Source organism: Spirosoma oryzicola, assembly GCF_021233055.1.
Taxonomy (GTDB): Bacteria; Bacteroidota; Bacteroidia; order Cytophagales; family Spirosomataceae; genus Spirosoma; species Spirosoma oryzicola.
This window is the reverse complement of record NZ_CP089538.1, coordinates 1,266,037-1,281,040: the sequence shown is the minus strand read 5'-3', so window position 1 is coordinate 1,281,040 and position 15,004 is coordinate 1,266,037. Positions and strand designations below refer to the sequence as shown.

At 51.3% G+C, this 15,004-nt stretch carries 15 protein-coding genes; 8 read left to right on the top strand and 7 right to left on the bottom strand.

What is annotated here, in order from left to right:
• Positions 1–36 precede the first annotated feature (36 nt).
• From LQ777_RS05200 to LQ777_RS05185, 4 genes are all read left to right on the top strand, one after another.
• The gene (locus LQ777_RS05200; RefSeq protein ID WP_232561464.1) at positions 37–429 is read left to right on the top strand and encodes a hypothetical protein; all 393 of its coding nucleotides are present in this window, start codon (positions 37–39) and stop codon (positions 427–429) included.
• A gap of 143 nt (positions 430–572) precedes the next feature.
• Positions 573–1,985 carry a GH1 family beta-glucosidase gene (locus tag LQ777_RS05195; protein ID WP_232561463.1) on the top strand — a complete coding sequence of 471 codons (1,413 nt, stop codon included), beginning with the start codon at positions 573–575 and terminating at the stop codon, positions 1,983–1,985.
• A 94-nt stretch (positions 1,986–2,079) separates the two neighbouring features.
• Positions 2,080–2,478: a DUF2267 domain-containing protein gene (locus LQ777_RS05190; protein ID WP_232561462.1), complete on the top strand. Its 399-nt coding sequence runs from the start codon at positions 2,080–2,082 to the stop codon at positions 2,476–2,478.
• Positions 2,479–2,709: 231 nt separating this feature from the next.
• Entirely contained in the window at positions 2,710–4,224 is a 1,515-nt protein-coding gene (locus tag LQ777_RS05185) for a Gfo/Idh/MocA family protein (protein WP_232561461.1), read from the top strand.
• A 67-nt stretch (positions 4,225–4,291) separates the two neighbouring features.
• Here the strand turns inward: LQ777_RS05185 and LQ777_RS05180 are convergent, their stop codons facing one another.
• The 3 genes from LQ777_RS05180 to LQ777_RS05170 all read right to left on the bottom strand — a co-directional run bounded on the left by LQ777_RS05180 (position 4,292) and on the right by LQ777_RS05170 (position 6,830).
• Positions 4,292–4,696 (bottom strand): hypothetical protein, encoded by a 405-nt coding sequence (locus LQ777_RS05180; protein WP_232561460.1) that lies wholly within the window; start codon positions 4,694–4,696, stop codon positions 4,292–4,294.
• Between the two features lie 81 nt (positions 4,697–4,777).
• Entirely contained in the window at positions 4,778–5,929 is a 1,152-nt protein-coding gene (locus LQ777_RS05175) for an FG-GAP repeat domain-containing protein (protein ID WP_232561459.1), read from the bottom strand.
• 52 nt (positions 5,930–5,981) lie between these two features.
• A complete protein-coding gene (locus LQ777_RS05170; protein WP_232561458.1) occupies positions 5,982–6,830 on the bottom strand; it encodes an AraC family transcriptional regulator in 849 nt (282 codons plus the stop codon).
• Positions 6,831–6,929: 99 nt separating this feature from the next.
• Here LQ777_RS05170 and msrA point away from each other — a divergent pair, with 99 nt between their 5' ends.
• The 4 genes from msrA (at position 6,930) to LQ777_RS05150 (ending at position 10,509) form a co-directional block, all read left to right on the top strand.
• Positions 6,930–7,589: a peptide-methionine (S)-S-oxide reductase MsrA gene (gene msrA / locus LQ777_RS05165; RefSeq protein WP_232561457.1), complete on the top strand. Its 660-nt coding sequence runs from the start codon at positions 6,930–6,932 to the stop codon at positions 7,587–7,589.
• Between the two features lie 88 nt (positions 7,590–7,677).
• Positions 7,678–8,886, top strand: coding sequence for an MFS transporter (locus LQ777_RS05160; protein ID WP_232561456.1), 1,209 nt, complete (start codon positions 7,678–7,680; stop codon positions 8,884–8,886).
• Positions 8,887–8,962: 76 nt separating this feature from the next.
• Positions 8,963–9,625 (top strand): HAD family hydrolase, encoded by a 663-nt coding sequence (locus tag LQ777_RS05155; RefSeq protein WP_232561455.1) that lies wholly within the window; start codon positions 8,963–8,965, stop codon positions 9,623–9,625.
• 107 nt (positions 9,626–9,732) lie between these two features.
• Positions 9,733–10,509, top strand: a complete 777-nt coding sequence (locus LQ777_RS05150; protein WP_232561454.1) for a hypothetical protein — start codon at positions 9,733–9,735, stop codon at positions 10,507–10,509.
• A 12-nt stretch (positions 10,510–10,521) separates the two neighbouring features.
• Here LQ777_RS05150 and LQ777_RS05145 read toward each other — a convergent pair whose 3' ends face one another.
• The 4 genes from LQ777_RS05145 to LQ777_RS05130 form a co-directional block, all read right to left on the bottom strand.
• Positions 10,522–11,010 carry an MOSC domain-containing protein gene (locus LQ777_RS05145; protein ID WP_232561453.1) on the bottom strand — a complete coding sequence of 163 codons (489 nt, stop codon included), beginning with the start codon at positions 11,008–11,010 and terminating at the stop codon, positions 10,522–10,524.
• A gap of 21 nt (positions 11,011–11,031) precedes the next feature.
• On the bottom strand, positions 11,032–12,036 hold the full coding sequence (locus LQ777_RS05140; RefSeq protein WP_232561452.1) for an NAD(P)H-dependent glycerol-3-phosphate dehydrogenase: 1,005 nt from the start codon (positions 12,034–12,036) through the stop codon (positions 11,032–11,034).
• A gap of 92 nt (positions 12,037–12,128) precedes the next feature.
• Positions 12,129–13,505, bottom strand: a complete 1,377-nt coding sequence (locus tag LQ777_RS05135; RefSeq protein WP_232561451.1) for an alpha-L-fucosidase — start codon at positions 13,503–13,505, stop codon at positions 12,129–12,131.
• Positions 13,506–13,564: 59 nt separating this feature from the next.
• Positions 13,565–14,968 (bottom strand): efflux RND transporter periplasmic adaptor subunit, encoded by a 1,404-nt coding sequence (locus LQ777_RS05130; protein WP_232561450.1) that lies wholly within the window; start codon positions 14,966–14,968, stop codon positions 13,565–13,567.
• Positions 14,969–15,004: the final 36 nt, after the last annotated feature.

Genomic DNA, 15,004 nt, shown 5'->3' with positions numbered 1-15,004 from the left:
AAGAATCAGTAACGCACAAATAAACACTTACTGACCATGAAAAAGACAATCGCAGCCGCCCTTACTTTCTTCGCTCTTTCAACCGGTATCACGTTGGCTCAACGCGTGTATACGCAGCCTTTCGATAATCGTGGTCCGCAATATGGTGGCTCCCGCTACGACAGAGATCAGCGCCAGGACGACCTGAAAATTGATCGGATCGATGCAATCGTGGGCCTATCCCGCCGTCAGGAAAAGCAACTGCACAAAATCGAAGATAATTACGACCGCATGTTCGCCACTTCCCGACTGACGCCTGATGGATACCGCCAGCTTCAGCTTCGCAAACGTCAGGATATGCTGGCCGTGCTTAGCTCCGCTCAGCGTGATCGATTATTCGCTCAACAACAGCCCGGTCCACGCAACGCACCCTTCGGTCGTAGAGGCTAGGTCATAAATTGATAAAACAACATTCGCCAGTCAGGTTGGTTATGTACCTGACTGGCGAATTGCTTTTCCGGCCAGACCCGTACTTTTGAGTATTCCAGACGGTCCACTGCCTCTGCCGCCTGTTCACTGTTTTACGTAGCAACGTGACTGCTCTACTGACCGAGTATTCGGATTTTGATCGCCATACCTTCGGCCCCGACTTTGTTTGGGGAACCGCCACAGCCGCCTACCAGATCGAAGGAGCCGTTGATCGCGACGGTCGCACGCCCAGCGTCTGGGACACGTTTAGCCGGCAAAAAGGAAAAATAAAAACGGGCGAAACCGCCGACGTAGCCTGCGAATTCTACGACCGCTACGAATCCGACTTGCGTCTGCACAAAGAACTAGGCTTCGATGCGTTCCGGTTCTCCTTATCCTGGTCGCGCATTCTTCCCGATGGTGTTGGCCCTAAGCTGGGCGGTCGCCTGAACGAAGCAGGACTCGCCTTTTATGACCGACTGATCGATCACTGCCTGGCCCTGGGCATGACACCCTGGATTACGCTTTACCACTGGGACTTACCCCAGGCGTTGGAGAATAAAGGCGGCTGGCCCAATCGAAACATCGTTGACTGGTTCGCCGAATTTGCGGATGTCTGCACAAAGGCATTCGGCCATAAAGTCAAGCACTGGATTATCCTCAACGAGCCACTAGCCTTCTCGGTACTCGGTTATTTCACGGGTCAGCACGCACCCGGTCGGCGGAGTTTCCGGAATCTGTTGCCGGTCATTCACCATACCGCGCTGGCCCAGGCCGAAGGTGGTCGCATTGTCCGGCAAAACGTCCCTGACGCTCAGGTAGGTACAACGTTTTCGTGCTCCCCGATTGATCCGTTTACGGCGTCAACCCGCGATGGAGCTGCGGCTGCTCGCGTCGATGCGCTTATGAATCGACTCTTTATTGAACCCACGCTTGGGCTAGGCTATCCAACCAAGGAGTTACCCTTTCTGGCGGGTATTGCCAAAAAAGTAGCGAAACCCGGCGACATGGAACGGCTTGCCTTCGACTTCGATTTTGTCGGTTTGCAGCATTATTTCCGGGCGGTGGTCGAACATTCGTACTTCATGCCTTACCTGTGGGCCAGTCAGGTGTCGCCCCTCCGACGCAACGTATCAACCATTACCGAAATGGGTTGGGAAGTTTACCCCGAAAGCATGTATCGCATTATTCAGCAATTCAGTCAGTACGAGGGCGTTCGAAAAATTCACATTACCGAAAGCGGAGCGGCCTTTTACGACACGGTGCAGAATGGCGCTGTAAACGACACCGCGCGGCTGGAGTACCATCAGAACTACTTATACCAGATCCTACGCGCCAAGCGCGACGGGCTACCTGTCACGGGCTACTTCGCCTGGACGTTTCTGGACAATTTTGAGTGGGCCGAAGGCTATCGGCCTCGTTTTGGGCTGGTCTACGTTAATTTCCGCACGCAACAGCGCATCGTAAAAGCGTCAGGACGGTGGTTTCAGCAGTTATTGACGAACCAACACCGGCTGGCCGACGTAAACCAAAGCTAATCCTACTATTTCTAGTTATCAGGTTGGTTTGTTTCCATTCTTTTCAAACCCCATCCTTTATCTAACAGTTAACGGTCAAACAACTAGCAACGTTATGCAATATCCAGAATTCATCCATGAGGCCAAGCAAACGCTGGGCGTAGAAACCGAAACCGAGGTTCTCGACATTACACGAGCATTTTTACACACCCTTACCGAACACCTGGCCGGTAATGCGGCTGATAACCTGGGCGCCCAGCTTCCCGGTCCTCTGCTGGACATTATTCGGGAGGTTAGTCCCGAAGAGCGCGATCAGGGACAGCGATTCAAACTAACGGAGTTTTACCAGCGGGTAGCTGATAAGCTTGATACCGACGAAGAAACGGGTCAGCGTTACACCCAGCAGTTTATGCAACTTTTCGGACGGATGGTCACGGAAGGCGAACTACATAAGTTGAAAGGCACCCTTTCCGATGATTACGCTCCCTTGTTTGACTCGGCTCAAACGGCATAATTTTATAGAATAGATCACTAAAAACGCGGACGAAACGGTACAAACTCCATTCGTCCGTGTTTTTATTTTGACTAGCGTAAGAAGTTACAAGTAGAATATATCTAATAAGATACTGGACATACTAGAGTTTATTCATGCCAACCTAAACTTATAGCAAAAAAGCGTGCAGGGAAGGGGTAAATAAGCGAGTCTTACTGCTTTTCTAGAGTGGATAAGTTCAACACTCGTTTTATGAATCAACCAGATAACTCAACGCCCAGCTCGAATTCGCCGACGCCCAACAAGGGAGTAACGTCACGGCGTCAATTCATTCAGGCTGGTGCTTTGGCTGCAACTAGCTTCTTGATCGTTCCTCGCCACGTATTAGGCGGGAAAGGGTTTATTGCTCCCAGCGATAAGCTCAATATTGCCGGGGTAGGTATCGGCGGCAAGGGGTTTGGTGATGTAAACAACTCGTTCAATAACGGAGCCAACAACGTGTCTGCGCTATGCGACGTGGATTGGGGCCTTCCGCGCGTTAAAGAAATCTTCGGGAAGTTTCCGAACGCTAAACGCTACAAGGATTTCCGCGAAATGCTCGATAAGGAAGGTAAAAATATCGACGCAGTAACGGTTTCGACGGCCGATCACACCCACGCGGTTGTCGCTATGGCGGCTATGCAGCGTGGCAAACACGTGTACGTTCAGAAACCAATGACCCACAATATTTACGAAGCACGGATGCTTACCGAAGCCGCGCGTAAGTACAAAGTGGTGACGCAGATGGGTAACCAGGGTTCATCGAACCCCCAGCAAAAACAAATGGTCGAATGGTTTGACAAAGGGCTGCTCGGTACGGTGCATACGGTGCATCTCTGGACAAACCGTCCGGTTTGGCCACAAGGCATTCCCGTACCGCAACCCGCGTCCGAAACACCCGTCGATCTGGATTGGGACCTCTGGCTCGGACCAGCTCAGAAAGTCGGCTACACCCCGGCATATCACCCCTTCAAATGGCGTGGTTGGTGGAACTTCGGTGCCGGCGCGCTGGGGGACATCGGTTGCCACATCATGGATGTTCCATTCCGTGTTCTTGGTCTGGGCTATCCGACCGAGGTAGAAACCAGCGTTGGCGCGGTATTCCTGAAAGACTGGACACCCGAATACAACCCTGAAGGTTGCCCACCGTCGTCACGGGTAGAATTGAAATTTCCGTCATCATCAAAAAACAAGTCGGCGGTAACGATGACCTGGTCTGATGGTGGTATCCGTCCGTTCCGTCCCGAAATGATGCCCGCCGGTGAGCCTTTCCCCGAGAACGGTGAAAACGGTGTATTCATGATCGGCGACAAAGGAATGATTGCCTGCGGTATGTACGGCGACGATCCGGTCTTCTACTCGAAAAATGGTCAGAAGCAGGAAGCCGCACCGAAACCGAAAAGCGGACCAAACGGCGTTGCGCTTCCCGAAAACGGCCACCAGGTCTACTGGACTGAAGCGTGTAAGGCTGGCTTTGGCAGTAAGGAGCACAAAGCGCTTACCTCGTCGTTCGATTTTGCTGGTCCGCTGACCGAATCCGTTCTGATGGGTAACCTAGCTATCCGCAGCTACATGCTACGCACGCAGAAGTCGGACGGAAAAGGCTTCAACTACCCCGGTCGCAAACAGCTAACCTGGGATGGCAAAAACATGAAGATCACGAACTTCGACGAAGCGAACCAGTTTGTTAAGCGCGAATACCGTAACGGTTGGTCGTTAAACGCTTAGTATCAAGCATAAAAAAGATGGGGGCCTGCTACTGGTAGCAGGCCCCCATCTTTTTGTTAGTGACAACCTAATTGCTTCTGACAAACAGCGATTGAGCCATTGTACGAAGGCGGTTGTTCGCTACGTAAGCCCAGATCAGCAGCATGTACATAGAGAAGTCCTGATACGATACAGGCAGAGCTGTGTTGTTGAAATAATAGTTCGTTGATGTAAAATCGAGCGTTGGCGTGAAGCCCAGCAGATTTTCATAGCCCAAAACAAACGTCAGGCCCAGGGCGTAAAAAAGATATTGAGGCTTACGAAATGCCCACAAGATACCCGCCAGAACCGTCGCGCCAAAACCAAGGTAGTGCTTCCAGGTAAGCGATACATCCGTCGTGTTAGCGACATAAATGGAGTAGATCTGAACGGCTGCTAACACCAGCAAAATCAAGCCGTAGCCGTAGAATTCTTTTAACTGAGCACGCTGCATAAAAAAGTGATTTCTAGGTTCCTGTAACTGTTACGAATGATAAAAATACATAAAACTCCTAGATTGATCGACTAAGTGTGATTATTTTTTTTGTGCTCCCTCATTAAAAAATACTACTAATCCGTCCTTACCGGCCACGACAATGTCTTTACGGCCTTTTTTGTGCAAATCGACGACGGCGAAATAAATGCCCGTTCCTTTGCCACCCCCCGCCGGTCCGTACGCTATGTCGTGTTTTTCAAAGCGCTTTTGGGTAGCATTCCACGTAAAATAATATAGACCAACGGGATCTTCTGTGCCGGGGTCGTTGTCGTTGTGCGCCCGGAAACGCTTGCCTGTAACCAGGTCGGGTCGGCCATCACCCGTGATGTCCATCCATTCCAGACAATGGTACTGCGAGTTTTTGTCATCGATCAGGTGTTTGGTCCAGGCTCGTTTTCCATTTCCATCACGGATTTGTTCATACCAGTGCAGGCCATAGCCGTGTGCCTGACCGACGATAAGATCGTTTAGCCGATCACCGTTCACGTCCGCAACGACAATCGGTACGCTGGCCGAACCGAATGAAAACTCTTTGTGTAACGACCAGTTGCCAGCCTCTCTATTCGTTGGGGCTTCCAGCCAGCCGTCGCTCACGATGAAATCACCCCGACCGTCGCCGTTCACGTCGCCGAATCCGAGGCCGTGACCTTGCGTCGGTGCTACCGTAACCGTCTTAAATACCCCCGGGCTCGTTAATTTGATGTATTTCAACGGATGCCCCGGATTGTTCGGAACGATCTCGACAACGCCGTCACCATCGATGTCCCAGGCGCGTGTCGTTTCAACATTGCCAACCGGACCGATTTCGTGAACGGGCCAGGGTTCATTTTTCTTGCTTTTAGCCGGACCGGGGTTTTCGACCCAGCGCAGTATGCCGCCCCACCAGCCGCCCGTTACAAAATCCAGGTTTCCATCACCGTTAACGTCGAGCGGAATGGTTGAAAAATCGTCGTAATATTCTTCTTTGCGCGCTTCGTTGCCAATCAGATGCCGACGACGAAACGAAGGACCTTCGTACCAGAAATCGCCCGAAACGAGGTCGAGCGTGTCGTTTTTGTCAACGTCGAACACCCCAACGGATTCGTAGCTTTCGGCAGCAACAAAATAGCGTTTGAACTGTGGCGTAGGTTCCGGCGCGACAAAAGCACCGACGACAGAAAGGAAAAGCAAGCCAGTGATGATTCGTTGCATAGATAATGAGTTGAGCGTTCTTTCGAATGCAATAACGGCCTGATTCGGCTGCTTATCCGGCCAACGCTTTTCGGTAAGCGCTCGGCGTCTGTCCCGTAACCGCCCGGAACGTTTTGTTGAAATGAGAAAGGTTATTGAAGCCAACGGCAAACCCTACGTCGGCGACGGTCCGCGACGATTGCAGCATCCGCTGAGCTTGATTAACCCGGTATTCGTTCAAAAAATCGGTAAACGTCAGATTGGTCATGCGCTTGAAATAACGGCAAAAGGCGGGTACAGTCAGGCTGGCCAGATCAGCTACTTCCCGAACATCCACGGCACGCGCATAGTGCTGTTCAACGTACCGACACACCCGGTTGATCCGCTCCTGCTCTTTGGGGTTGAGGTCAAACTGGACGCCATCGGCATGGAGTGGTTTCACGTCCGGCGCATCCGCTAACTGCTGCAATACTCGAAGCAGCATCAACAACCGCTCAAAAGGCAACAGATCGGGCAATTGAGCCAGCCACGGCCCAACTTTTTGTTTGGTATCCTCACCAAACGTCAATCCTCGATGGGCCCGCTCGAACAACCGCTGAACACTCGCCAGTTCCGGCTTTTGCAGGAATGCTTCTCCCAGAAAGTCATCGCGCAACTGCACGACAATTTCCTCGAATTGCCCTTTTTTCCCCGAGCTGAAATTCAGGTGAGGTAGATTGGGGCCAATAAAAACCAACTCCCCTCCTTCGTAGCGCGACAGATTTGTGCCGACACGTCGTTGTCCATCACCGAATGGGATAAAGACAATCTCATATTCGGGATGATAATGCCAGTACACCCGGCACGTTTCGGGTTCAGTATGATGTACCACCCGGAACGAACTGCCGGTTTCGGGTTCTATTTTTTCGAACTGTAACTTCATGGCTCTTCCGCCGAAAATTGTTGGTTAAGGGGTGGTCAAAAGAAACCGCACGAGCGTTTTAAACGTTTATAAAACAACAGAGTGCTAACAGTAAACAGCATGAAACGAATTCATTTATTGGCGCTGAATATACTCCTCCTGGCAGGTTGCGCGCAAGGCCAGTCCAAAGATTACGCACCCGCCAAGCTGCCTGCTCCTAAAGCGGGTGAAGCCGTTGCCACGTTTGCCGGCGGCTGCTTCTGGGCGTTGGAAGAAGGCATGAATCAGCTTAAAGGTGTTCATGACGTTGTTTCAGGCTACGCAGGTGGTACGGTTAAAAATCCGACCTACGAACAAGTCGGCACCGACCAGACGGGCCATGCCGAGTCTGTACAGGTTTATTACGATCCTAAAGTAATCACCTATCCGCAATTACTGGATGCTTTCTTTGCGGGACACGATCCAACGACATTAAATCGGCAAGGCCCTGACGTAGGACGCGATTATCGTTCGATGGTTTTTTACCGCACCCCCGCCGAAAAAACAGAGATCGACGCGGCTATCAAGCGGGTTAACGAATCCAAACATTACAGCGGAAAAGTGGTGACGGAGGTTGAACCCTTCAAGGTTTTCTACCCCGCCGAAAACTATCACCAGAATTATTTTGCGCTTCACCCCGATCAGCCCTACATTCAGCGCGTTTCGTTACCCAAGGTTGAAAAGCTGCGTAAGGCGATGGTCGGCCACCTTAAAAATAATACCGGGTTAACAATGAATTAAGTTATTCGGAGCTGAACTAGTCAATGGACTATCAGTTGCGGGTAATAGATCAACAAAATAGCCAACAGACGTTGGCTATTTTTGCATTATGAATACAATCGTTTCGGTCGACAAACAACATCGAAATCCGTTCGTCCGCAATCTGCGGACGTTTTTTCTGAATCGGCACGCACTAGCCGTCGGGTTAGTTTTCGCTTCCGATAGCGCCCTGTTTGGTAGCTGGGTGGCTCATATTCCCTACGTCAAGCAAAAACTGAATCTGTCCGAGGCCGAACTAGGACTGATGCTGTTTGCGATGCCACTGGGTCTGCTCATTATGAATCCGTTGTCGGGATGGGTTATTTCTAAACTGGGCGAAGCAAAGGCGTGCTTCTGGTCGGCCATTGGTTTGGCTTTATCCGTCCTGATTCCTGTTCACGCACCCAATCCGACGCTACTGGCCATTGGGCTGTTTCTGATGGGTCTTAATGCAGCGCTGATCAACGTGGCGATGAATACCAGTGCTACGAACCTCGAACGGTCGCAGGGCATTGTTATCATGTCGTCGTGCCACGGGATGTGGAGTCTGGGTGGTCTGCTTAGTTCTGGTATTGCCGGAGCGATTATTGCCATGCATATTTCGCCGTCGATACACGTTATGGTCATGTCGGCCCTGATCTTGTTATTAACATTCGGTCTACAGCCTTTGCTGGCTCAAATTCCGTCGAGCAGCCGCACGGAAACCGGCGAGAAAGCGGGCTCATCGTTCGTTAAGCCAAATCTGGATTTGCTGTTGATGATCCTGATCGGTCTGGCTCTGGCTATGGGCGAAGGCGCTGCGTTTGACTGGAGTGCGGTTTACCTGCGCGAAACACTCGGCGCTACGAGTCAGATTGCTGCGCTGGGCTTCGGCTGTTTTTCACTAATGATGACGAGCTTCCGGTTTCTGGGTGATGCGATCATTCCTAAAATTGGCCCTAAACGCTGGTTGCAGATCGGCGGAGTACTAGCCGCTCTGGGCTTGTTTGTCGCGATTGCGTTGCCTTTCCCATCAACGGCTTTACTTGGCTTTGCCATTTTGGGAGCCGGTTGTTCGCTTGGTGCTCCAATCTTGTATGCCGCTTCGATGCGCGTACCGGGAATCCCACCCGCTGCCGGTTTGGCCACGTTTGCAACGTTTAGCTTTATTGGCTTTTTAGCCGGTCCGCCTACCATCGGCTTCGTTGCAGAAGGATTTGGGTTATATTACGGCTTGGGTTTTGTCGCCGTCATGCTCCTTATTTCGGCGGGCCTTTCCCGAATTGTCAATTTGTTTTAATCGTCTTACATAGCAACCCGAAGCACTGGATATAACTCAGGGTTTATGTCCCGACGGTTTTGCTTAACCATACACTATGAAAGCAGTAATTTTTGACATGGATGGCGTTATTGTGGATACTAACCCACATCACCGCCTGGCCTGGCGTGAGTATTATCAGCGCTATGGCAAAACCTTGAGTGACGAGGACTTTGTCCAGTACGTTTCAGGAAAGCACAACAACGATATTGTAGCGCACCTGTTTGCGGGCCAGACGCTTAGTGCAGAAGAATCCATACGGCTGGCCCACGAGAAAGAAGCGCTCTTTCGGGAGCTTTACCAGGCATCGATTACGCCTGTTCCTGGCCTGATCGAGTTTTTGAAAGCGTTGAAAGCGGCTGGTATTCGCACGGCTGTGGCTACATCAGCCCCGGTAGAAAATCTGGATTTTATCGTTGATGCGCTGGCCCTACGACCTTATTTCGACACGTTGTTGAACGAAAGTATGGTTCGCCATCCGAAACCTGATCCGGAAATCTACCAGAAAGCGATGGAGCTACTTGGCGTAGAACCAGCGGATAGTGTTGTATTCGAAGATTCGATGACGGGTATTCAGGCGGGCAAAGCGTCGGGTGCGTCGGTGGTTGGCGTTGCTACGACGCAGACACCCGATGAACTACGACCTTTTGTCGATGATGTTATCCGTGATTTTACGGAAATGACACTCGACCGGGTTCAGCAACTGGTTAACGTTTTTTAACGTGTTGACCCGTCATTGCTAAACCAAAAAAACGTAACTTTACGTACTGACTGTGTAAAACCTGTGCCATTGCGCGAAGCAGTGGCACAGGTCGTTTTATAAGCCCTATGCGTCATTTTCTAGTCGTACTACTGCTTCTGTTGATTACAATGGCCAATTCAGATGTCGCATTGGCTCAGGGTAAATATGTGGTTGGAACAGTACTTGACCAGACATCAAAGAAGGCAGTAGATAAGGTTACGGTTATCAATCAACGGACGCGCCAACGGGCCCGGACGAACACAACGGGTCGATTTTTCCTGACGGTTTCTCCCGGCGATTCGCTTATTCTGACCAGCCAGCTCTACAACCGCACGGGCATCCGGTACGATGGCTCCGACAATCCGACCATTTTAGCCAACGCCTTACCACCTTTACCTTACCGCGTGGTAGATCTGGCGGAGGTGACCGTTACGGGGAAACGCTACGAAGAAGTAAAACGGGAAATTCAGCAGGTGCTGGACGAACCCGTTGCGTCGAAAAAAGTAACCGGCGATCAGGCATTCGACCGATTAGCCGATGGGGCTGGTGTTACGTTACTTTACGAAATGTTTGCCAAACGGCCCAAATCAGACCGGAAAGCGTATTACATCATGCAGCAGGACCGCCGACATGCACTGGCTATCGAACGGTTCCGGCTTTTGGTCGAACAGTCAACGGATCTGAAAGCCGACGCGGTGGATCGCTTCCTCGACTTCTGTGATCTGGACGATGAGTTTTTGCTCAAAGCATCGGACTACGACCTGATCAACACCATTCAGCAGCTGCGCAACCGGTACCGCGACGGCTTCAACCGTCCTAGCCGTATTTCTCCCGACCCGACCAGTACGCCGAAACAACGATAATCCCGGCAGTGGTTATTGCGCTGATGTAGCGACCACCACGGCATCGCCAACTCGGATGGTACCGCCTTTAAGTATCTTGGCCGTCATACCACCGTGGCCCCGCATGGCATTGTAGCCGCCCGGTCCCAGCGTGGTTTCCATCTTCGAGCACGGATGACACTGCCCCGTTATTTGCAGCAAGGTGTCGCCAATCTGAATACGCTGATCTTTGAGCGCCAGCAGATTTAACCCCGATACGACAAGATTACGCCGAACGAGCCCCGGATCAAGCTCATCCCTCCCCGTCAAGGCAGCCACGGCGGGTAAATGCTCCGCCTGAATCAGCGTAACGTGTCGATTGCCACTTTGCCCGCTGTAGTGATCACCAAGAAGCCCTTTCTTTTCCGACGCGTCAACGGATTCCACTACCGATACCGGACTCCGTCGTTCAGGCCGGATGCCGATCCACTCAACTCGACCAGCGCGAGGAAAGACGTTAAATAAATCTTTTATATTCTCCATAAAGGCAGGCTTCAATCTACCTTATTTCAACAATTCTTTGAGCGAATTCATTTCCGTGGTCGGAGCCGCTTTTTCGTAGAGAATGTTATAAACCGCTTCGACAATGGGCATTTGAACGTTGAAGCGCTGGTTGACTTCGTGAATACTTTTTACGGCGTAATACCCTTCGGCGATCATGTTCATCTCGGCCTGCGCTGATTGTATCGTATACCCGCGACCAATCAGGTTGCCAAACGTTCGGTTACGACTGAACGGTGAATAAGCCGTGACGAGTAAGTCGCCCAGGTAAGCCGACCCGCTCAGGTCCCGGTGTTTGGCGTGAATCGCATCCACAAAGCGCCGGATTTCCTGCATGGCGTTAGAAACCAGTACCGCCTGAAAGTTATCGCCATACCCCAAGCCGTGGGTAATGCCACAAGCCAGCGCGATGATGTTTTTCATCACGGCGCTGTATTCAATGCCGTAAATGTCATCGACGGGCGTTGTTTGCACAAACCGGCAACGAAGCAGGTTTGATACGTTTTCTGCACAAACCGGATCAGCCGACGCAATCGTCAGGTACGACTGTTTTTCGAGGGCCACTTCTTCGGCATGGCAGGGTCCCGCAATCACCGAAATCCGTTCCTGAGGAACGTTATACTGGTTGCTCACCCAATCGGTAACCAGTTGATTGGCATCGGGAACCATGCCTTTGATGGCCGAAATCACGCATTTGCCAGCAAAATGTTCGGGCTTTATTCCTCGCAGGGCATCCCCAACGAAAGCCGCCGGAACCGCTAGTACAATGTATTGGCTATCGCGTATGGCATCCCGAATTTTTGTACAGACTTTTACCTTCCGGGTATTGATCTGGACATCGCTCAGGTAGCTTGGGTTATGACCAAACTTTTTAATGTATTCCGCATCCGCTGTTTTGCGAAGCCACCACTTGATGTTGACGTTATTCTCGGAAAGAATTTTGACGAGCGCAGTCGCCCAACTGCCCCCCCCTATCATCGTTAGCCGAACGGGTTGTACTACTTTCATGGAGTAAATAAAGGAAGAAAGCGGATGCAGGCCAAATTTACCCGTTTGGCCTGCATCCGCTTTCTCCGATACGTATGGCGCTATAAAACCTCTTACAGCGCGCCTTCCAGCCTAAACACCCAAGCGTGTTGGCAGGGCATCGTTGCGGGCGTAACGGTCGGCGGCACAATAGCATTTCCCTTCGTTGTCACCGTTCCTTTAAATCCTAACAACGACACGCGCGTTAGTTTCTTAGCGCCCGTAACAGTAACCGGCTGCGAAGGCCATTCGGTGCAGATAGCGTAAAGGTCATTGCCTTTTTTCGTGTAGAAGACCCTGGTGTCTTTCGATACTTTCGGCGCTTTATCCCAGGCGCGGGTGTTATAAATCGCTTCGCCGTTGACCGTTAACCAGTCACCAATGTCGTGCAGACGCTGTTGCATAATGACCGGAATCAGCCCATCGGCGGTAGGCCCAATGTTGAGAAGCAAGTTGCCACCCCGCGCCACTTTATCGACCAGAATGTCAATCAGTTGCTTCGACGACGAATAATCTTCCAGATTTTCGACCCGGTTGTAGCCAAACGACGAACCAATACCCCGGCACTCTTCCCAAGGATGCGTGAATTTGGTATCCAGCGAATTGTCGTTATGCACCAGATCATATTCCGTTGTGTAGATACCACCGTGCTTGGAGCGGGTTTCTTTGCCCCAACGATCATTAACGACAACATCCTTCTTTACGGGCGACTCGTTATAGAGCCAGGCCAGAAACTCAGTGCTTTTCCAGGTTTCGCTTGGATAGTCCCACTCACCATCGGTCCAGACAACGTCAGGTTTATAGCGCGTTACCAGATCCTTCATCTGCGGAATCATGTGGTTATCCACATACGCGTTCACATCACTTTTATACAACGGGTTGAACCATTCGTATAGCGAGTAGTAAAAACCCATTCGCATGCCTTTGTCCTTCACGGCTTTGGTCAGATCGCCCGCCAGATCGCGGTGTGGGCCAACGTCAACGGCATTCCAGTTCCACGACTGCGCGCTTGGCCAGAGCGTAAATCCTTCGTGGTGCTTGCTGGTCAACACGACGTATTTCGCTCCGGACTGCTTCATAATATCAGCCCACTCATCAGGATTGAACAGCTCGCATTTGAAGTCTTCGGCAAAGTCCTGGTACTTGAAATCCTTACCGTACACCCGATCCTGAAATTTGGTAAAGAGAGGATGCGTTTTTTGCTTGGGGTCTGTGACCTTCTGCCAGTACCATTCGGCGTATCGGTCGTAGACACCCACACCATCGCGGGCGGTCGGCGCGAAAGCAGGCACCGAAAAAAGGCCCCAGTGGATAAAGATTCCGAATTTAGCGTCTTCAAACCAGGCCGGTACGGGTCGGCTGTCGATCGACTCCCAGGTGGGTTTGTATTGGGCGTTGGCGGAAAAAAACACGGATAGCGATAGAGCAAGAAGGATAACGTGGCGTTTCATGCGTTTAGCAAGGTTTGTCTTAAAAGTAAAAACGCCCGGCGATTTAACCGGGCGTTTTGTTATTCCTCTTTCTCTTCTTTCTTTTTATTCTTATTCGGGTCGCGTTTGACGATCAGTTCGCCGTCTTTGAGCCGCTTCGACACGGCCACGAACGGCCCCGATACGATCTGTTCACCCGGTTTGAGCCCCGACACAATTTCAATATTTTCGAAGTCGCTAATCCCCGTTTTTACCTCGCGCTGTACGGCTTTGCCGCCTACGTTGACAAAGACAATCTCTTTGGGCATGTCTTTTTTCTCGGTCTGTGCGGCAGGTCGTTGCTCGTCCTTCTCTTCGTCATTCGGCTTTTCTGTCTGGCCGGTAGCGTCTATATCGGCTCCACGCGTAGTGACAGCGGCAATCGGCACCGCCAGTACGCCATTCTTACGGTCGGTAATGATCTCGACCGAAGCGGTCATCCCCGGCTTGAACGGATAGCCTTTTTTATCTTTCTGACTCAATAAATCAGCGTACGAGTTATTGAGAATTTTCACTTTCACCTCAAATTCTGTCACCGCATCTGCCGAAACCGCAGTAGCCGCCGAATTGGTTAGCCCGTTGGCGGTATTGGCAATTTCGTAAACGATTCCTTTAAATTTCCGTCCCGCCATCGTGTACGAATCGACTTCGATATCAGCGGTATCGCCCATGTTTACCCGAACAATGTCATTTTCGTTGACATTGATGCGCACTTCCATATTCTGGAGATTGGCAATCCGCATGATTTCGGTTCCAGCCATCTGCGACGTACCGACGACGCGTTCACCCAACTCGATGTTAAGCTTAGAAACCGTACCGGTAACGGGGGAATAAATCGTGGTTTTGCGCAGGTTCTCGTTGGCATCACGAAGGCTGGCTTCAGCGCTCTGGATGTTAAACTGCGACGCCCGAACGGTGGCATTAGCCGCTTCAACTTCCTGCTTGGCGACGTTGTAGTTAGCCTCACTTGTTTCCAGATCAGCCGACGAAACGACTTTATCGGCAAAAAGCTTTTTGTTTCGATCGTAATCAGCTTTGGCCCGAATCAGGCGAGCACTCGACTGCGCGACGGATGCTTTCGACTGTTCCAGCTGCGCCCGGCTCTGGTTGACCGTTGCTTTAGCGCGCGCCAGCAGCGACTCGTAGTTGTCGGGGCGAATCCGGCATAAAAGCTGACCGGCCTTCACCGGATCGCCTTCGTTGACGTATAGACCAATGATTTCGCCCGAAACGTCAGGACTAATTTTTACTTCTACCTGCGGCTGAACGCGTCCTGATGCGCTAACTCGTTCGGTAATGTTGGTTCGTTTTACGGTGGCAAAGTCTACTTCGGTGGATTTCGGCTTTCCAATTAGTCCGGCTTGCTTGGCAGCTACTAAACCGCCGACAAGCACAACAAGTAGTCCAGCTATAATCCACCAAACTCGATTCGATTTCTTCTTCATAATGGTTGAACTGTGAATGAGCGAATTTATGAATAG